General features: G+C 67.0%; 15 protein-coding genes. 13 read left to right on the top strand and 2 right to left on the bottom strand.

Features of this window, described 5'->3' with window-relative positions; all coding sequences use genetic code 11:
• Positions 1-39 precede the first annotated feature (39 nt).
• Positions 40-906 carry an NAD(P)-dependent oxidoreductase gene (locus tag V3328_RS08530; RefSeq protein ID WP_340329215.1) on the top strand — a complete coding sequence of 289 codons (867 nt, stop codon included), beginning with the start codon at positions 40-42 and terminating at the stop codon, positions 904-906.
• On the top strand, positions 903-1,331 hold the full coding sequence (locus tag V3328_RS08525) for a DUF1330 domain-containing protein (RefSeq protein WP_340329214.1): 429 nt from the start codon (positions 903-905) through the stop codon (positions 1,329-1,331). Before V3328_RS08530 ends, V3328_RS08525 begins: the two co-directional genes overlap by 4 nt.
• A gap of 338 nt (positions 1,332-1,669) precedes the next feature.
• Here V3328_RS08525 and V3328_RS08520 read toward each other — a convergent pair whose 3' ends face one another.
• Positions 1,670-2,950 (bottom strand): Tm-1-like ATP-binding domain-containing protein, encoded by a 1,281-nt coding sequence (locus V3328_RS08520; RefSeq protein ID WP_340329213.1) that lies wholly within the window; start codon positions 2,948-2,950, stop codon positions 1,670-1,672.
• A gap of 49 nt (positions 2,951-2,999) precedes the next feature.
• Positions 3,000-4,487 carry an aldehyde dehydrogenase gene (locus tag V3328_RS08515; protein WP_340329212.1) on the bottom strand — a complete coding sequence of 496 codons (1,488 nt, stop codon included), beginning with the start codon at positions 4,485-4,487 and terminating at the stop codon, positions 3,000-3,002.
• Between the two features lie 162 nt (positions 4,488-4,649).
• Between V3328_RS08515 and V3328_RS08510 the strand changes: the two genes are divergently transcribed.
• The 11 genes from V3328_RS08510 to V3328_RS08460 all read left to right on the top strand — a co-directional run bounded on the left by V3328_RS08510 (position 4,650) and on the right by V3328_RS08460 (position 19,597).
• Complete coding sequence (locus V3328_RS08510; protein WP_340329211.1) at positions 4,650-5,438, top strand: IclR family transcriptional regulator; 789 nt, start codon at positions 4,650-4,652, stop codon at positions 5,436-5,438.
• A complete protein-coding gene (locus V3328_RS08505; RefSeq protein WP_340329210.1) occupies positions 5,435-6,112 on the top strand; it encodes an HAD family hydrolase in 678 nt (225 codons plus the stop codon). The genes V3328_RS08510 and V3328_RS08505 overlap by 4 nt, the downstream gene beginning before the upstream one ends.
• Before the next feature lie 2 nt (positions 6,113-6,114).
• Positions 6,115-7,467, top strand: a complete 1,353-nt coding sequence (locus V3328_RS08500; RefSeq protein WP_340329503.1) for an aspartate aminotransferase family protein — start codon at positions 6,115-6,117, stop codon at positions 7,465-7,467.
• Positions 7,468-7,794: 327 nt separating this feature from the next.
• Complete coding sequence (locus V3328_RS08495) at positions 7,795-9,060, top strand: ABC transporter substrate-binding protein (RefSeq protein WP_378758918.1); 1,266 nt, start codon at positions 7,795-7,797, stop codon at positions 9,058-9,060.
• 323 nt (positions 9,061-9,383) lie between these two features.
• Positions 9,384-10,214, top strand: coding sequence for a helix-turn-helix domain-containing protein (locus V3328_RS08490; RefSeq protein WP_340329209.1), 831 nt, complete (start codon positions 9,384-9,386; stop codon positions 10,212-10,214).
• 303 nt (positions 10,215-10,517) lie between these two features.
• Complete coding sequence (locus V3328_RS08485) at positions 10,518-11,528, top strand: branched-chain amino acid ABC transporter permease (protein ID WP_340329208.1); 1,011 nt, start codon at positions 10,518-10,520, stop codon at positions 11,526-11,528.
• 6 nt (positions 11,529-11,534) lie between these two features.
• Positions 11,535-12,635 carry a branched-chain amino acid ABC transporter permease gene (locus V3328_RS08480; RefSeq protein ID WP_340329207.1) on the top strand — a complete coding sequence of 367 codons (1,101 nt, stop codon included), beginning with the start codon at positions 11,535-11,537 and terminating at the stop codon, positions 12,633-12,635.
• Positions 12,635-13,417, top strand: a complete 783-nt coding sequence (locus tag V3328_RS08475; RefSeq protein ID WP_340329206.1) for an ABC transporter ATP-binding protein — start codon at positions 12,635-12,637, stop codon at positions 13,415-13,417. Before V3328_RS08480 ends, V3328_RS08475 begins: the two co-directional genes overlap by 1 nt.
• Positions 13,410-15,698, top strand: a complete 2,289-nt coding sequence (locus tag V3328_RS08470) for an ABC transporter permease (protein ID WP_340329205.1) — start codon at positions 13,410-13,412, stop codon at positions 15,696-15,698. The genes V3328_RS08475 and V3328_RS08470 overlap by 8 nt, the downstream gene beginning before the upstream one ends.
• On the top strand, positions 15,685-16,518 hold the full coding sequence (locus V3328_RS08465; protein ID WP_340329204.1) for a phosphoenolpyruvate hydrolase family protein: 834 nt from the start codon (positions 15,685-15,687) through the stop codon (positions 16,516-16,518). Before V3328_RS08470 ends, V3328_RS08465 begins: the two co-directional genes overlap by 14 nt.
• 61 nt (positions 16,519-16,579) lie before the next feature.
• A complete protein-coding gene (locus tag V3328_RS08460) occupies positions 16,580-19,597 on the top strand; it encodes a flotillin family protein (protein WP_340329203.1) in 3,018 nt (1,005 codons plus the stop codon).

Raw genomic sequence — 19,597 nt, 5'->3', positions numbered from 1 at the left:
GCCCCGTACGGCGGGAGCCCCACTCAGAAGGAGACCGGCATGCCATCGCAGAAACCTCTCGTCGCCATCCTCGCCCCCGGCAACATGGGCGCGGCGATCGGCGGCCGCCTGGTCGACAACGGTCTCGAGGTCCGCACCTCGCTTGCCGGCCGCACCGAGGGCTCGGCAGAGCGCGCCCGCACGGCCGGCCTCACGGTGACCGACGACGCCGGCCTCGCCGAGGCCGACATCTTCCTGTCGGTCGTGCCGCCGAGCCAGGTGACCGCGCTTGCCGAGCGCATGGCCCCCGTCCTGACCGCCTCGCGGAGAAAGCCGGTCTTCGTCGAGGCCAACGCCGTCAGCCCCGACACCGCCCGGCAGGTCGCCGCTCTCATCGCACCGACCGGCTGCGTCTTCGTCGACGGCGGCATCGTCGGCGGGCCGCCGCGGCAGGGCTACTCCCCGACGCTCTACCTGTCGGGCCCCGACGCCGCGCGCGCTGCCGTGCTCGGCGACTACGGCGTCCGGGTCGGCGTCATGGACGGACCTGTCGGCGCGGCGTCGGCCCTGAAGATGTGCTATGCGGGCATCAACAAGGGCCTGATCGCCATCGGCAGCGCCATGATCCTGGCCGCAGGCCGCGCCGGTGCGGCCGATACGCTTCTGGAGGAACTCGCCCGCAGCCAGCCGAACCTCCTCGCCAAGTTCTCGACCGCGCTGCCGGACATGTTCTCCAAGGCCCATCGCTGGGCCCCGGAGATGGAGGAGATCGCCGCCTTCGCCGGCGCCGACCCGGCCGCCGCGCAGGTCTATCGCGGCTTCGCCGAACTGTACGCCCGGCTCGCGGAGGATTCCCCGGCGGAGGCAGGCGAGATCGCCGCGCTGGCCGCCTTCGCCGCGGCGGCGAACGAGGAGGTCTCGAAGTGACCGCCTACATCGATCCGAGCAGGGAGAGCTTTTCCCGCTTCCGCGAGATGCAGCGCCAGGGCCCCGTGCACATGCTGAACCTGCTGCGCTTCCGCGAGACCGCCGCCTACGACGATGGAACCGAGGCGACGGGCGCCGAGGCCTATCGGAGCTATGCGCGGGAAAGCGGCCCGATCTTCACGCGCCTCGGCGGCCGCCAGGTGTGGGTCGGCAAGCCCGAACTGATTCTGATCGGCCCGGCCGACGAGCGCTGGGATCTGGCCTTCATCGCCGAATACCCGAGCGTCGACGCCTTCGTCGCCATGCTGCGCGATCCCGACTACCGCAAGGCCGTCCGCCACCGCCAGGCCGCGGTCGCCGATTCCCGCCTCATCCGCATGCAGCCCGCCGCACCCGGCGCCACGTTCGGAGAGATCGGCGAGTAGGCGGCTGTGCCGGCTCGTTGCGCCGGCTCCACTTTGACCCCGGCGACGGGCGGCAGCCTTCGCAACGGAATTGGCGTCTGCATCCACAGGCAGCCCCGCCGCGCTGGGCCCCGGATCAAGTCCGGGGCATAGGCTTTCGCGTCATGTGAGGCAGTGCCAATTGCACAGCGCACGTCCCGGGCTTGACCCAGGCCCCAACGCAACAACCCGGCGCAGCCGCCGCACCAGGCCTTGGATCAGGTCCGGGGCGTAGGCTGCGGGAGGGGCAAATGCCATTCTCCGCGCACAGCGTACGTCCCGGACTTGATCCGGGACCCAGCGCCACGCGGCAGGGCGCCTTACCCTTGGCGGGCTCGCGACGCCGGCGCCGGTGTCGGTGCCGGTGCCGTCGTCTTCACCGTCCCGTCGGCGACCCAGGCGTCGAAGACCGAGAGCGCGGTATCGGTGAACTCGCGGTCGTTGATGTGCGCGTCGATCTCGGTGAGGTCCACCGGCGGCGTCACGCAGGTCCGCATCTCGTCGAGGAAGGCGGCAAGACCCTCCGGGTCGTGGGCAGGCTCGCCCGCCTTGTCCCATTCCTCGATCCCCTGGTTCGGCAGGATCACGTGCACGGGCGCCGTCGCGCCCGCCAGCGCCTCCGCCATCGCGCGCGCGGTCCGGCGGCGTTCCTCGGCGGTGACGGCGACGGAGGCGATCAGCCGGTTGTGGGCGTGATAGGGCCGGTCCGCCCATTTCTCCGGCACCGCCGCCCAGCCGGGCAGGTCGACGAGGTCGGAGGCGCCCGGCGCGACGATCTGCGGAATGCCGGCGCGGCCGGCACTGAACAGCCGGTCGGCGCCGGAATTGACCGGGGAGCCATGCACCCCGTTGGTGAACTCCTGCATGCAGAAGTCCATCACGCAGGCGAAGGCGCCCTGCGCCGCCAGTCCCTCGTAGGCGCGCCCGCCCATGCCCGTCGAATGGAAGATCGCCACCTCGAAGCCGCGCCGCTCCAGCTCGGGCTTCAGCGTCTTCATGTAGGACAGGCAGGAGGACCCCAGGCTGGTGATGCCGACCAGCGGCCGGTCGCTGCGCGGCGGCTCCACCGCCCGGGCAGCGCCCAGCACCGCGCCGGCGGCCTGGCTGAGCGACGACCGGCACACCGAGTTGAGGCCGTAGAGGCCGCCCGCCCACAGGATCATCTGGATATCGGGGCTCAGCCGTTCCGCCGGGATCAGCGGCGAGAACGACACCGTCGAGACGATGTATTTCGGCACACCCATCGGCAGCGCCGCCGCGCAGTCCAGCGCCAGGTCGGTCCCCATCGTGCCGCCCATGGCGATCATGCCGTCGATGCGGCCCTCCTCATGCAGCGCCCGGGTCAGCCTTGCCGCCCCGGCCGCCATGATCTGCATCGCGGTGTTCTCGTCGCCCGACGCGATCGCCGCCTCGATCGAGGATCCGGCCGCCTCGGCGACCTCGTGCTTGGAGACGTCGGTGGGCGAGGGCGGGTCGCCGAGCACGCTGACGTCCATCGTCAATGTGCCGCCGCCCTGGGCGGCGATGCGGCCGGCGAGATAGCGAAGCTCGTCGGACTTGGTGTCGAAGGTGCCGATGACGAGGATCGTCTTGTCGGTCATGGCGTCGGCTTCCCCGTCTATCTCTCCGCCGCCACGCGGCGCTGCGGCCTCAAAGCTGGATCCAGGCGGTCTTGAGGTCGGTGTACTTGTCGAGCGCGTGCAGCGACTTGTCGTGGCCGTTGCCGGACTGCTTCACCCCGCCCAGCGGAACGGTGATGTCCGGACCGCCATAGGTGTTGACATGCACCACCCCGGCGCGCACCGCCCGGATCATCCGGTGGGCGGTGGAGAGGTTCGAGGTCCAGATCGCCGAAGCGAGGCCGTAGACGGTCGAATTGGCGAGCCGGACCGCCTCGTCCTCGTCCTCGAAGGTCATCACGCCGAGGACCGGACCGAACACCTCCTCGCGGGCAAGCGTCATGTCGGGGGTCACGCCGTCGAAGATGGTTGGCTGCATGTAGAAGCCGCCGGTTTCCTCCAGTATCCGTGACCCGCCGGTGACCAGCCGCGCGCCCTGGTCGGCGGCTTGCGCGGCGTATCCGAGGGTCTTCTCCAGCTGCGCGGCGCTGGAGATCGCGCCGGCCTGGGTGGTCAGCGACAGCGGGTCGCCGACGATCATGCCCGCCGCGATTTCGGCGATCTTCTCGACCAGTACGTCGTGGACGGATCTCTGCACCAGAAGCCGCGAGCCTGCGACGCAGACCTGGCCGGAGTTGCGGAAGATGCCGAAGGCCGAAACCTTCGCCGCCTGGTCGAGATCCGCGGCATCGGCGAAGACGATGTTCGGCGATTTGCCGCCGAGCTCCAGGTAGACCCGCTTCAGGTTCGAGCGCGCCGAATACTCGAGCAGCTTGCGTCCGACGGCGCCCGAGCCGGTGAAGGCCAGCACGTCGACGTCCATGTGCATGGCCAGCGCCTCGCCGGCGACCGCGCCCTCGCCGGTGACGACGTTGAGCACCCCGTCGGGCAGGCCCGCCTCGGTGCACAGTTCGGCAAGCCGCAGCAGCGACAGGGATGCGATCTCGGCCGGCTTCAGCACCACCGAGTTGCCGGCGGCCAGCGCCGGGGCGATCTTCCAGGCGCCGATCATCAGCGGGAAGTTCCACGGCACGATCGCCGCCACCACGCCGACCGGCTCGCGGTGCACCAGGCCGAGCACGTTCTCGGCCGTCGGTGCGATCTCGCCGTAGACCTTGTCGATCGCCTCGGCATAGTAGCGGAACGTCCCCGCCGCGCTGCCCGGCTCGGCCCGCAGCGCCATCCCGATCTCGGTGCCGTTGTCGCGCACCCCGAGCACGGCGAGTTCGAGCTGATGTGCTTCGATCAGGTCGGCGATCCGGTGCAGCACCTTCTTGCGCTCGGCCGGCGCCGCGCGGGACCAGATCCCCGAGTCGAACGCCCTGCGGGCTGCCTTCACCGCCCGGTCGACGTCGCCGGCATCCGCCTCGGTGATGGTGGTCAGGATCGTGCCGTCGATTGGCGTGACGATGGAACGGTTCTGGCATCGTCCTGACGCCGTCCTGGCACCGTCAATGAACAGGTCCTGGGGCGGAACCGGGACGCTGCGCAACGCGTCGATCTGGGCCTGATCCACCATCCGCAACCCGCTCCCCCGGTTATGATCGGTTCATTATTGTCACCGACTGATCAAATATATGTTGCGTTTGCAGCCTGCTTCTGTCAACGAATTCGTCTCGATTGCAATGATCAGGCGGGATCGGGGCGATCCCGTCGAGGGTCCGGGCCCAGCGAGGCGCGCGTGCAGACTGTCGACAAGGCGCTGAAACTGCTAGAGTTCTTCAGGACCGATCAGCCCGAGATCGGGCTCAGCGACCTGGCCCGGCTGGCCGGCTACGACAAGGCGGCGACGCGCCGGTTCCTGGTGGCCCTGATGGGACACGCCTTCATCGAGCAGAATCCGGCCAGCAGGAAGTACCGCCTCGGCGCCGCCTTCCTGCATTTCGCCCAGGTGCGCGAGGCGACGCTGCCGCTCGCCACGGTGGTGACCCCCCTTCTCGACGCCCTTTCCGCGGAAACCGGCGAAACCGCCCACGCCTCCCACTATTCCGCCGGGGCGCTGATCGCGATCGGCATCCGCGAATCGAGCCGCGCCAACCGGGTCCACTTGGACCCGTCCGAAATCCTGCCGCTGCACGCGACCGCGTCCGGCCTCGCCTTCCTCGCCTTCGGCCCGGCGGCTCCTCTCGAAGCCGCCGTCGACCAGGGCCTGCGCGCCTATACCGCCCACACGATCACGGACGCCGCGGCGCTGCGCGGTGCCGTCGCGGAGGTGCGGCGGGCAGGCTATGCGATCAGCAACCAGGGCTTCGAGGACGAGGTGGTCGGCATCGCGATGCCGTTCTTCGACAGTTCCGGCACGGCCACCGGCGCGATCGCGGTGGCGACGCCGGCCTCGCGCATGTCGGATGAGTTGAGAGTTCTCATCCTTGCCAATCTCCACAAGGCGGCGCTGGCGGCAACGGCCGGCATCGGCGGTATCCCTGCCGAGGCGTTCGTGCGCGCCCACGGCGAAAGGCGGGCGGCATGAGCGCCCCGGCTCGGGCGCTTGTCCTGGATTTCGGCGGCGTCATCAGCAGGACCCTGTTCGAAACCCATGCCGCGACCGAATCCGCGCTCGGTCTGTCTCCGGGCGCCTTGACCTGGCGAGGGCCGTTTGATCCCGACAACGACCCGCTTTGGCAGTCCATGCAGGCCGGCGGGATCACAGAGCGCGACTACTGGATGGCCCGTACCCGCGAGACCGGCGAACTGCTTGGCGAGAGATGGGACCGGATGGACCAGTTCCTGCGCCGTGCGCGTGGCGGCGACCTGATGGGCTGCATCCGGCCCGAGGCACTGGCGGCAATCGACCGCGCCAGGGCGGCGGGAAAGAAGCTGGCGGTGCTGTCGAACGAACTGGATCTCTTCTACGGTGCCGATTTCAGGGACAAGCTCCCTTTCCTCGCCGCCTTCGACCTGATCGTCGATGCGACCTACACGAATATCCTCAAGCCCGACCCGCGCGCCTATGCCTTCGTGACCGACGGTCTGGGGGAGGCGGCCGAGGACTGTGTCTTCGTCGACGACCAGCTCAAGAATGTCCGCGGCGGCGACGCCGTCGGCATGCAGACCGTCCATTTCAACGTCCGCGATCCGGCTGGCAGCTACGCCCGCGCGCTGGATCTCCTCGGTATCGACAAACGTTCGGAGGTCTCGTCTTGAACCTGCATGACAGCAATTTCCTGAAGGAAAACAACGCGCGCCACCTGTGGCACCCGATGGCGCACCCCGCCGAGATGCAGGCGACCCCGCCCAAGGTCGTCATGGCCGCGGAGGGAGTCATGCTGACAGATGTGGACGGGCACAAGACCCTCGACGCGGTCGGCGGGCTGTGGAACGTCAATCTCGGCTATTCCTGCGATCCGGTGAAGAAGGCGATCGCCGAGCAACTCGAACAGCTTCCCTACTATTCCGCGTTTCGCGGCACCTCGACCGGGCCCGCGGTCGAACTGTCCTACATGCTGCGGAAATGGTTCGCTCCCGACGGCATGGTGCGTTCGTTCTTCACCTCCGGCGGCTCCGACAGTGTGGAGACGGGACTTCGCCTCGCCCGGCAGTATCACAAGATCCGCGGCGACCGCGACCGGACCAAGTTCATCAGCCTCAAGAAGGGCTATCACGGCACCCATTTCGGCGGCGCCTCGGTGAGTGGCAACGCGAATTTCCGGCGCAACTACGAGCCGCTGCTGCCGGGATGCTTCCACATCCCCGCCCCCTACACCTACCGCAACCCGTTCAACGAGACCGACCCGGCACGGCTGGCGCAGTTCTGTGCGCAGGCCCTGGAAGACGAGATCGTGTTTCAGGGGCCGGACACCGTCGCCGCGTTCATCATGGAGCCGGTGCTGGGTGCCGGAGGCGTCATCCCGCCGCACGAAAGCTTCATGCCGATGGTGCGCGAGATCTGCGATCGTCACGGCGTCCTGCTGATTGCCGACGAGGTGATCACCGCGTTCGGGCGCACCGGCGCCTGGACCGGCTCGCGCCTGTGGGGCGTCCGGCCGGACCTGATGACGATCGCAAAGGCGATCACCAACGGCTATTTCCCGTTTGGCGCCGTCATGATCGGCGAGACGGTGGCGGAGGCGTTCGAGACGAATGCCGATTCCTTCGGCAGCATAGGGCATGGCTATACCTACTCCGCCCACCCGGTCGGCTGCGCAGCCGCGCTCGCCTGCCTGCCGGAGACGCACAAGGCCGATGTCGCGTCGAACGCCGCCGCGCGCGGCGCCGAACTGCTGGCGGCCTGCGAGGGCCTCAAGGCGGAGCACAGCCTCATTGGCGACGTTCGCGGCAAGGGCCTGATGGTCGCGCTCGAACTGGTCTCCGACCGCGACAGGAAGACGCCGGTAGACAAGAAGACGATCGGCACCGTGTTCGAGGTCGCCTACGCCGAGGGCGTGATGCTGCGCGTCTCCGGCCCCAACATCATCCTGTCGCCGCCGCTGGTGATCACCGCTGGCGATGTCGCGAAGATCGCGGCCGCGATCAGCGCCGGACTTGCCGCCGTCGCGTAGCGGACGCCGCCTCGCACCCGGGACGTCCGGCCGCCCGACCCGAATGCTGGACGAAAATAACGTATCCAAAAAAGGATACTGAATGTAATGGCGGGATTCCGGGGTTGATGGTTTAAATTTCCTATCCCCTAGCGGGAGGTCGCCGAACGGCCGCGCGTAGACGGTCGTACCGGCCCCTGCCGACACGGGAAACCGGGATTTTGTGCGCCAGCTGCCTTCCGGAGCTACCGGAGCGAGGTCGGTGCATCGGATGCCGGCTTTGCTTGCACCCCCGGTTCGCTGGAACACAAGAGGGGCGGATCTCCAAATGGGAGGAAGGAAACCATCATGAGGAAATATTTAGGGGCAGCCCTTTCAGGTGCGGCGCTCGTCGCCCTGTCCGCGGCTCCGGGCATGGCGCAGGACAAGGAACCCTTGAAGATCGGCGTCACCGCGACGCTCGAGGGCACCTATACGGTCCTGGGCGAAGACGGCATGCGGGGCTTCGAGGTCGCGCTGCAGGAGTACAACAAGACGGCCGGCGGCCGGCCGATCGAGGTCATCGTCGCCTCCACGGACGCAAGCCCGGACTCGGCGGTGCGCGCGGTGCGCAAGCTGGTCGAGCAGGACAAGGTCGACCTGGTGATCGGGCCGCTGTCCGGTGACGAGGGCATCGCCGTCAAGAACTACGCCAAGACCCAGCCGCAGATGACCTTCGTCAATGGCGGCTCGGGCGCGCAGGAGACCACGTTCGTCGATCCGGCGGAGAACTTCTTCCGCTTCAACATGGACGGCGCCCAGTGGCAGGTCGGTCTGGGCGACTACATCTTCAACGAGAAGGGCTGGAAGAAGATCGCTACCGTCGGCGAGGACTACTCCTTCGTCTACACGCAGGTGCTGGGGCTCCTGGTCGACTACTGCAGCGCCGGCGGCGAAGTTTCCGAGCGCCTCTGGGTTCCCCTCGGCACCAAGGACTTCTCCTCCATCATCGCCGCCCTGCCGGACGACGTCGACGCCATCTATCTCGGCCTCGGCGGCGGCGACGCGGTCAACTTCCTGAACCAGTATGCCCAGGCCGGCGGCGAGGCCAATTTCCTCGGCGGCTCGATCATGGTCGACCAGACCGTGCTGTCCTCGAAGGGCAGGGCCAAGGAACTGCTTGCGGGCACGCCCGCGGCTTCCGGACAGGCCGACACCTGGGACAATCCGAAGTGGCAGGCCTTCGTGAAGGCCTATCAGGACGCCTTCCCGCCGGACAAGCGCTTCGCCGGCCCTTCGCTGCTGGCCACCAACTACTACAACGCCGCAAAGGCGGTGTTCGAGGGGCTCAATCAGGTCGACGGCGACCTGAGCGACGGGCACGCGAAGTTCCGCGACGCCCTGCAGAACATGGTGCTCGATGCCCCCAACGGTGAGATCAGGCTGGACGAGAACCGCCAGGCGATCGGCACCAACTTCGTCACCGAGGTGGTCGAGGACAAGGACGGCAATCTGGTCAGCCAGGTCGTCAAGGTGGTTCCGAACGTCAATCAGACGCTCGGCCTTCCCGCCGACGAGTTCGCGAAGATCGGTCTGCCGAGCCGCGACGTGCCGGAGTGCAAGAAGTACATGTAAGGATTTGACGCGGCTCTCGGCGAGAGCCGCGCAATTCCCCTGACGCGCCCTGCGCCGCGGGTTCGCGGCGCAGGGCGCGCTCGTCTCCCGTTCGGCAATCCCGAGGAACGGTTACGGTCGCGCGCTGCGGTCCGGCGAGGCATGCCCGGCGAACGGATGTCACTCCGCATGCAATAGGGACTGCCTCCCCCGGAAATCGGAGATGAATCTCCGAGTTACTCCGTACCGATCGCCCATTTGCGCGATTTCGATGTTGCGAAATCCGTAGCCACCGGACGAAAGCTGGACCATACTGGAAAAAAACTAATTATAGGGAGGAGCCGTTGAGCACTGCTATTTCAGTGTATCACGGCCACTTCGGCCGTGCGTCGCTCTATTCGCTGAATAGATCGATGATCAAGCATGCCCACCGCGAAGGGCACCTGACGTTCTGGGTACAGGGTGGTCTGTCGACGATCACCATCAAGGATCTGCCTTGCGTGCTGTCGCCGGAACGGGCGGCTGCGATCAATCCGTGGGAACTGCACTCCTACGATCCTCACGACAACGACACCGGCCAGTATTGCCTCGTGCTCTACATCAAGCCGGAGTGGTTCATGAACTTCAGCCGATCGTCACTCGGGGTGCTGAAGTTCGGGCGTCCGGAAATCGACATGACGCCGACGATTACCCGGCTGGTCGCCCACGTCGTGCGCCTGCTGACGATGGCCCGGACGACGGACCTGCTGGACGGATACCTCTACGAACTGACCTCGGCCTGCTTCGAGCAGACCCACACCTGGATCCCCGGAACCGCCGAGAGCAACGACAACGCGCGCATCAACGACTTCCGCGTGCGCAAGTCGATCCGTCTGATGACCGAGAATGTCGGGCAGATCATGGGGCTCGACGACGTCGCCACCGAGTCAGGCCTGTCCCGACCGCACTTCTTCAAGTTGTTCCGCAACCAGACGGGCGTGACGCCGAAGCTGTTCTGGAACACCATCCGCATGGAGCGGGCGCTGACCGAACTGGCGGAATCGCCAAAGTCGATCACGGACATCAGCCTTGATCTGGGGTTTTCCTCGCAGTCCAGTTTCTCCCGGTTCTTCGCGCTGAATACCGGGCTGGCCCCAACGGACTATCGCCGGGTCGCCCACGTGCTGCACTCCTGACCCGGTCGCGACGGGGTCGCCCGGATAGCGGATCCGACCGCAATTCGCGCGCCGGACGGCGGCGGGTCGCGCGAAAAAAGACTGGATGACATGCGCGTCCGGGGCGGCGTGATCTAGGTTCGAATCCAAGAAGAGCGCGGCATACGCGCGGCCCAATATCGGGCAGCCCGGAAGGGTAGGGAGGGGCGCTGACATGAGTGAGCGTACGGCGGCTCGGATCGACCGGTTGTTGCCCCCGGCTGCTCGCGCTCCGGGTCGCGCGAGACCCGGTGCGCGGAGTGCGGCTGGCGTCGGGAACGGGCAATGAACCGGTTCGTCCAGCGACATCCGGTCTGGTCGGTCATCATCCTGCTGGGCGCAATCCTGCTGCTGTGGCTGATCGTGTCTCCCTGGCCGGCATGGCTCGAGGAAACGATCGACCGCAAGAAGGTCTTCATCAACGCGGTCTTCAACGGCGTCACCCTTGGCGCTCTGTACTTCCTCGTCGCCAGCGGCTTCACGCTGATCTTCGGCCTGATGCGCAACGTCAATCTGGCCCACGGCTCGCTCTATCTGTTCGGCGGCTATCTCGGCTACACGGTCTCCGACTACACGGGGAACTGGTACCTCGCCTTCCTCGTCGCGTTCATCGCCATGGCGGCGCTCGGAATCGTGCTGCAGATCGGTGTGTTTCGCCGGATGGAAGGCGAGGAGCTTCGCCAGACTCTCGTGACGATCGGCATCTCGATCGTGCTGGCCGACGTCATGCTGTGGATCTGGGGCGGCGACTTCTATCAGGTCGAAACGCCGGACTGGCTGTACGGGGCAATCGACCTGCCGATCATCACCGGCTTCAAGAGCGACGGCACCGCCGTCTACATGAAATACCCCGCGGTCCGGATATTCATTCTGGTCGCATCCATCATCGTCGGCATTCTGATGTGGCTGGCGCTCAACCGGACCAGGATCGGCATGATGATCCGGGCCGGCGTCGACGACCGCGAAATGCTGTCGGCAACGGGCGTTCGGATCCAACTCGTCTTCGTCGCGGTGTTCGCGCTCGGTGCCGGGCTGGCCGGCGTGGCCGGTGTGGTCGGCGGCACCTTCCAGGCGCTCGCGCCGGGGGTCGACACGCGCTTCCTTCTCGCCTCCCTCGTCGTCGTCATTGTCGGCGGGATGGGTTCCATTCCCGGCGCCGCGCTCGGCGCGGTGCTGATCGGCCTCTCGGAACAGCTCGGGTCGGTATACGTGCCGACCTACGCCGTGGTGACCACCTTCCTGATCATGGTGCTCGTGCTGGCATTCCGCCCGCAGGGGCTGCTCGGCAAGGGATAGGCGGCAATGGCGGTGCTCGACCAGGATCGTCCCGGCGCCGGATCGGGCGCTCGCGAGGCCTCCCGCGCCGAACTGCCGGCGTGGCTGCGCCGCATCCATCCGGTGGTCTGGCTGCTCGCCCTGTTCCTGCTGTTCGTGCCGGCCTTCACGAACAGCTTCATCCAGTTTCAGATCTTCGGTTGGGCCTTCCTGCTCGGCATGATCGCGCTGAGCCTGATGTTCCTCGCCGGCTATGGCGGCATGGTGTCGCTCGTCCAGATGACCGTGGCCTGCGTGGCCGGCTACATGACGGCGATTTTCGGCGCGAGCGCGGTCGAATCGATCAGCCTGTTCTGGCCCTGGTGGGTCGCCGTCCCCGTGGCGATCGTCATCGCGGTGATCTTCGGAACGATCACCGGCGCACTGGCGGTGCGCACCACCGGCATCTACACCATCATGATCACGCTCGCCATCGCCGCGGCATTCTACTATTTCGGCGAGCAGAACTATTCGATCCTGAACGGTCACCAGGGCTTCAACAGCGTTCACGCCCCGGTCCTGTTCGGCGTCGATCTCCACGACGCGACGCCGTTCTACTACCTGTCGCTGTCGCTTGCGACGCTGAGCTATTTCGCGGTGCTCTACGTGTCGCGCTCGCCGTTCGGCCTGGCATTGCAAGGCATTCGCGACAACCCGCGGCGGATGGCGGCGATCGGCTTCAACGTGACGGCGCACCGCATCGCGGCCTATGCGTTCGCGGCGTTCATTGCGGCGGTAGCGGGCATCCTGCTGACCTGGCAGAACGGGCAGATATCGCCCTTTACCGCAGGCATCGGCCCGGTGATCGACATCCTGGTGATCGCCGTCATCGGTGGTATCGGCCATCCGATCGGGGCCTTCATCGGCGCGATCGTCTATGTGGTCCTGCGCACCTTCGCCATCGACATCCTTCACAACATCGGTCTCGACCCGTCCCGCTTCAACATGCTGGTGGGGCTCGGCTTCCTGGCCATCGTGTTCTTCTCGCCCGACGGCATTCTCGGCCTGTGGTCGCGGTGGCGCTCGTCCCGATCCGGGGCCGGACTTGCCCGGGTCACGGGTGGCGGGCGCGGAAGGGACGTCGAGTGATGGCGACGGTCGCCCAGAAGCTGTCCGCGGCGGGCACGAGCCACGCCCTCGAACTGAGAGGCGTCGACCGGATGTTCGGGGCGCTGGCCGCGCTGTCGGACATCAATCTGGAGGTCCGGCCGGGCGAGAAGCGTGCGGTGCTCGGTTCCAACGGCGCGGGCAAGACGACGCTGTTCAACTGCGTCACAGGCGATTTTCTCCCGACGAGCGGACGTATCAGGTTCTTCGGCGAGGACATCACCCGACTGCCGGCGCACGAACGCATCCGCCGCGGTCTGCGCCGCACCTACCAGATCTCGCTGCTGTTCAAGGGCCTGACGGTCCTGGACAACATCTATCTGGCCTGTCGCGGTGTTTCGCGCGGGCGGTTCTCCTTCGTCAGGCCGCGGCGCAACGAAGCGCTGATGCAGTCGGCGGAGGAACTGGTCGACGCCGTCCACCTGACAGATATCCGCGACCGCCCGGTCGCCGAGCTCAGCTACGGCCAGCAGCGCCAGCTTGAAGTCGCGATGGCGCTCGCCGGCGCCCCGCGCTTCATCCTGTTCGACGAGCCTGCCGCCGGCCTCTCGCCGACCGAGCGCGGGGAACTCATCGAGATCCTGCAGTCGCTGCCTTCCCATGTCGGCTTCATCATCATCGAGCACGACATGGACGTGGCCCTGCGCGTCGTGGAATCCGTGACCGTCATGCATAACGGCCGGATCTTCAAGGAAGGCACGCCGGAGGAAATCGAGAACGACGCGCAGGTCCAGGAACTCTACCTGGGAGACGGTCATGGCTGAGCGGTGGACGCCTCGATCCGATCCGCCCGCCCGCCGCCGCACGCGCGAGCCGGACGCCATCCTCAGGGTGCGCGACCTGCATGTCTACTACGGCCAGTCCCATGCCGTTCAGGGGGTCAACCTGACGCTCGAGCAAGGTGTCCTGTCGGTCGTCGGCCGCAACGGGATGGGCAAGACGACGCTTTGCAAGGCAATCATGGGCCTCGTTCATTCCGCCCGGGGGTCGATCCGGTTCAACAAGGACGAGTTGCGCGGGCTGACGCCGAGCCAGGTTGCCAATCTGGGCGTCGGCTACGTGCCGCAGGGCCGCCGCCTGTGGCCCTCGCTGACGGTGCACGAGCACCTGCGCCTGTGCGAACGCGGCGGAAAGCGCGCCGCCTGGAGCATCGAGCGCATCTACGACTCCTTTCCCCGCCTGGCTGAGCGGCGCAACAACGGTGGCGGGCAGCTATCGGGCGGCGAGCAGCAGATGCTGGCGATCGGCCGGGCACTCCTGGGCAATCCACACCTGCTGATCATGGACGAGCCGACCGAAGGTCTCGCCCCGGTGATCGTCGCACAGGTCGAGGAGATGCTGCTGACCCTCGGCGAAGAGGAGGACATCGCGGTTCTCGTCATCGAGCAGAATATCGGTGTCGCTACCGCGATCTCCGAAAAGGTCGCGATCATGGTCAACGGCCGGATCAACCGCGTCATGGACGCGATCCAGCTTGCCGCCGACCGTGAGCTGCAGCAGCGCTTGCTCGGCGTCGGCCGGCATGGCCACGAAGACGTGCCCTTGCCCGAGGAAGATGACGAGGAGTTCGAGGAGACCGAGGAGCGGCCGCGCCGGGCGAGCCGCCGGCGGCGCCGTGTCTCGGCCGGACCGAAGGTCTACAAGTCCAATCTCCAGACGCCGACACGCTGGTCGATGCCTGCAAGCCTGGCGGAGATAATGCTCGCCAGCGGCATATCGGCCGATGCCGGGGCGGACGAGGTGCCGGAGGGTCTGCGCGCCTCGGCCAGCGCCATCACCCAGATCTCCGGCGGCGAAATACTGGTGGTGGGCACGCTCGACACCAAGGGACCCGAACTCAGGTTTATCCGCGACCAGATCTCCCGGGCCGGACTGCGGACACGCCTCGTCGACCTGTCGACCAGCGGCAAGCCGTCCGGTGCGGACGTGCCGCCCAACCAGGTTGCCGCATACCACAGGCGCGGGCCCGGCGGCGTGTTCAGCGGCGATCGCGGCGAATCGATCCGCGAGATGGCGGTCGCGTTCGAAGCCTGGATCCGCCAGCAGCCCGGCATCGCCGGCATCATATCGGCCGGCGGCAGCGGCGGAACGGCGCTGGTGACACCCGGGATGCGCCGGCTGCCGATCGGCATTCCGAAGGTGATGATCTCCACGGTGGCGTCCGGCAATGTCGGCCAGTACGTCGGTCCCTCCGACATCATGATGATGTATTCGGTCACCGACGTGCAGGGGCTGAACCGGATCTCGCGCGAAGTGCTTTCGAACGGCGCAAGCGCCGTCATAGGCATGGTCCGGTCGCGCCGGGACAGCGGCCGGGCAGGCGAGCCGACCGACGACCTCCCAGCCGTCGGCCTGACGATGTTCGGGGTGACGACCAGGGCAGTGCAGCAGATCGCAGCCGGTCTGGAGGACCAGTTCGACTGCCTCGTCTTCCATGCGACCGGCGTCGGCGGACGCTCGATGGAAAATCTCGTCGACTCCGGCATGCTGGCCGGGGTCATCGACGTGACGACGACCGAAGTCTGCGACATGATGTTCGGCGGAGTCTTCCCGGCGACGGAGGATCGCTTCGGCGCCATCATCCGCACGCGCCTGCCCTATGTCGGCTCCTGCGGGGCGCTGGACATGGTCAACTTCGGACCGCTCGACACCGTTCCGGAGCGCTATCGCGGCCGCAAGTTCTACCAGCACAACCCGCAGGTCACCCTGATGCGCACGACCGCGGAGGAGAACGACCGCATGGGTCGCTGGATCGGCGAGCGTCTGAACCAGATGGAGGGGCCGGTCCGCTTCTTCCTGCCGGAAGGCGGGGTGTCGGCGCTCGATGCGCCGGGCCAGCCCTTCCACGATCCCGAAGCGGACAGGGCGCTGTTCTCGGCGCTGGAACAGACGGTCCGGCAGAGCTCGAAACGGCAGCTGATCCGCCTGCCCAACAACATCAACGACCCCGAATACTGCGAAGCGATCGTCTCGGTGTTCCTCACGCTGCTGGGCCGTCGCGTCGACCGGAGAAGAACGAGGAAGGCTCGCAATGCCGCGGTTTGAGCGACGCGCCATCATCGAGAGGTTCCGCGGCATGATCGATCGCGGCGAGCCGATCATCGGCGGCGGCGCCGGCACGGGGCTGTCGGCCAAGTGCGAGGAAGCCGGCGGCATCGATCTGATCGTCATCTACAATTCCGGCCGCTACCGCATGGCCGGCCGCGGCTCGCTCGCCGGCCTGCTCGCCTACGGCAACGCCAACGACATCGTCGTCGAGATGGCGAGCGAAGTGCTGCCGGTGGTGCGCCGGACGCCGGTCCTTGCCGGGGTCAACGGCACCGACCCCTTCTGCATATTCGACAGCTTTCTCGACCACCTGAAGTCCCTCGGCTTCGCGGGCGTCCAGAACTTCCCGACGGTGGGCATCATCGACGGGCTGTTCCGGGCGAATCTGGAGGAAACGGGGATGTCCTACGGGATGGAGGTCGACCTGATTGCGGCTGCTCGAGAAAGGGACATGCTGACGACGCCGTACGTCTTCAACGAGGACGACGCCGCCGCGATGGCGAAGGCCGGCGCCGATATCGTCGTTTGCCATCTCGGACTGACCACGGGCGGGTCGATCGGCGCGGAGTCCGGCCGCAGGCTGGAGGACTGTCCGGCGCTTGTGAACGCCTGGGCGGATGCGGCGCTGCGGGTCAACCGCGATGCCATCGTGCTCGTCCACGGCGGGCCGGTGGCCCAGCCCGAGGACGCGGAGTTCATCCTGAACAACACGGACAACTGCCACGGCTTCTACGGGGCGTCCTCGATGGAGAGGCTGCCCACGGAAGTGGCGCTGACGGAACAGACGAAGAAGTTCAAGCAAATCGGCCGCGCCTGACAACGCGGCGATACGGCCGGCGGGCGGGGACCTGCCGGAGAAGGAGTTGGAGGGAACGTCAATGACGGGTCAAATGATCGGAGCCCTGATCCTGTGGCTGATCATCGCCATCATCGTCATCGTGGTGGTGGTCTACCTGCTGAACTGGCTCTATCACCGCTCGACCAAGGAAGTATCCTTCGTCAGGACGGGTCTCGGGGGACAGAAGGTGGTGATCAACGGCGGCGCCTTCGTGCTGCCGATCATCCACGAGATCACGCCCGTCAACATGAACGTCCTGCAGATGGAGGTCGTGCGCGAGCAGGAGCATGCGCTGATCACCAAGGACCGCATGCGGGTCGACATCATCGCGGAATTCTACGTCCGCGTCGCCCCCAACCGTGACGCGGTCGCCGCCGCCGCCGCAACGCTCGGCCGCCGGACCATGGAGCAGGAACGGCTGCACCAGCTGCTCGGCGGCAAGTTCGTCGGCGCCCTCCGGTCCTGCGCCGCCGAGATGAGCATGGAGGACATGCACGAGCAGCGCGGCGACTACGTCAGCCGCGTCAAGACGGCGGCCTCCGAGGCGCTCGCCCAGAACGGTCTGGAACTCGAAACCGTCGCGATCACCGAACTCGACCAGACCGATCTCGAATACTTCAACCCCTCCAACCGGTTCGACGCCGAAGGCCTGACCCGCCTGATCGAGGAGATCGAGACCCGCCGCAAGCTGCGCAACGACATCGAGCAGGACACGATGATCCAGATCCGTACGCGGAATCTGGAGGCCGAGAAGCAGTCCCTCGACATCGAGCGCGACAGCGAGACGGCCCGGCTGGAGCAGGAGCGCGAGATCGAGATCCGTCGCGCCAACCAGCGCATGGAACTGACCCGCGAGCGCGCCGAGCGCGAGACCCAGGCCGAGCAGGCCGAGATCGCAGCGCGCGAGCTCACCGAGAAGGCACGTCTGGCTCAGGAGAAGGCGATCGCCGAGGCGCGGATTTCCTCCGAGGAGGAGACCCAGCGCCGCGAGATCGAGCGCACACGCGCCATCGAGGCGGCCGAGATCGCCGCCCGCGAGCAGACCGAGACCGCGCGCATCGCCCAGGAGCGGGCGGTTACCCAGGCGCGTATCGCCAACGAGGAGGAAACCAGCCGCCGCGAGATCGAGCGCACCCGCGCCATCGAGGCGGCCGAAATCGCCGCCCGGGAGGAAACCGAGAAGGCCCGCATCGCCCAGGAGCGTGCGGTCACCGAAGCGCGGATTGCCAACGAAGAGGAAACCCAGCAGCGCGAGATCGAGCGCGGCAGGATCATCCAGGCCGCCGAGATCGCCGCCTACGAGGAGATCGAGAAGGCGCGGATCCTGCAGGAGCGTGCGGTCACCGAAGCGCGGATTGCCAACGAGGAAGAGACGCAGCGCCGCGAGATCGACCGGGCGAAGGCCATCGAGGCCGCGGAAATCGCCGCGCGCGAGGAGACGGAGAAGGCCCGTCTCGCCCAGGAACTGGCCGTCACCGAGGCGCGGATCGCCAACGAGGAGGAGACCCAGCGCCGCGAAATCGAGCGGTCCAAGGCCGTCGACGCCGCCGAGATCGCGGCCCGCGAGGCGATCGAAGCAGCCCGCATCAAGCAGGAGAAGACGCTGGCCGCCGAACGTATCGCCAGCGACGAGGAGACCCGCAAGCTCGAGATCGCCCGCTCGCGGGCGCTCGAGGAGGCCGATATCGCCGCGAGAGAGGCAACCGAAGCCGCGCGTATTGCGCAGGAAAAGAAGGTCGCCGCCGTCCGCATCGCCAGCGAACAGGAGACGCAGGGGCTCGAGATCGAGCGCGGCCGCCTGATCGAAGAAGCCGAGATCGCCGCGCGCGAGGCGACCGAGGCGGCCCGCATCGCTCAGGTGAAGCGGATCGCGGCGGAACGGATCGCCAGCGACCAGGAAACCCGCAATCTCGAGATCGCACTGGCGCTCAATCTCGAGGACGCGGAAATCAAGAAGAACGACAAACTCGACCGTGCCCGCATTGCCGCCGAGCTTGCCGTGGAGAAGGAGCGCATCGCCTCGTCCAGGACCCGCGAAGTGCTCGAGGTCGACCACCGCAAGGAGGTCGAACTGGCGGAGAAGGCCCGCGAGATCGAAATCTCCAGCCGCGAGATCGAGCGTACCGAAGCGAACCGGGAGGTCCGCAAGGCCGACATTGCCGCGCAAACGGAGATCGAGCGGGCGAACGTCTCCTACGACCGGATCGTCGAGGAGGCCCGGCTGGAACGCGCTCGCGCCATCGAGCAACTCCAGATCGCCAAGCAGCAGGCCTATCAGGAATCGGAGATCGCAGCCCGCGAGGAGGTCGAGCGCGCCCGCATCGCCTCTGACCGCGGCATCGACGAGGCCCGCATCGGCCGCGACCGCGACCTGCGCAAGCTGGAGGTCGAGCGGGAAAGGATCATCGAACTCGCCGAGATGGAGAAGGCGATATCGCTGTTCGAAAAGTCGAAGGAGCGCTCCGCGGCGCAGATCGACGCGGAGACGGAGCGCGCCAAGGCGGTGGAAGCCGAGGAGCACGTGGCGACCGCACGCGAATCCGAGGCGGCCAAGCGCCTGCGCGCCATCGACATCATGATGGCGGAGAAGGATGCCGAGGCGAAGAAGATCGAGGCCGAGGCCGAGAAGATCCGCGCCGCAGTCGCGGCCGAGGCCCAGCGCCTGGTCAACGAGGCGGAAAACCTGCTCACGCTGGAGGCCCGCGAGTCGCTCTACCGCCGCAAGCTGCTCGACAAGGTCGAGGGCATCGTCCGCGAGAGCGTCCGGCCGATGGAGAAGATCGAAGGCATCAACATCATGCATTTCGACGGCCTCAACGGGCATGGTGGAAACGGCGGCTACCGGAACATGACCGACGAGGTCATGGATTCGGCGCTGCGCTACCGGGTCCAGGCGCCGATGGTCGACAACCTGCTGCGCGAGGTCGGCATCGAGCCGGGCAGCGTCAGCCGGATGGGCGACATCATCCGGTCGGCCCGTGACATGCAGGGCATCGCCAAGACCGCCGAAGCCGACCAGAAGAAGCGCGACGCCGGGGACGGCGGCGGCAAGGACTGA

The organism is Microbaculum marinum, from assembly GCF_037855135.1.
Lineage (GTDB): Bacteria > Pseudomonadota > Alphaproteobacteria > Rhizobiales > Tepidamorphaceae > Microbaculum > Microbaculum marinum.
Note: the sequence above shows the minus strand (reverse complement) of the source record. Positions and strands in the feature narration are given on the sequence as shown.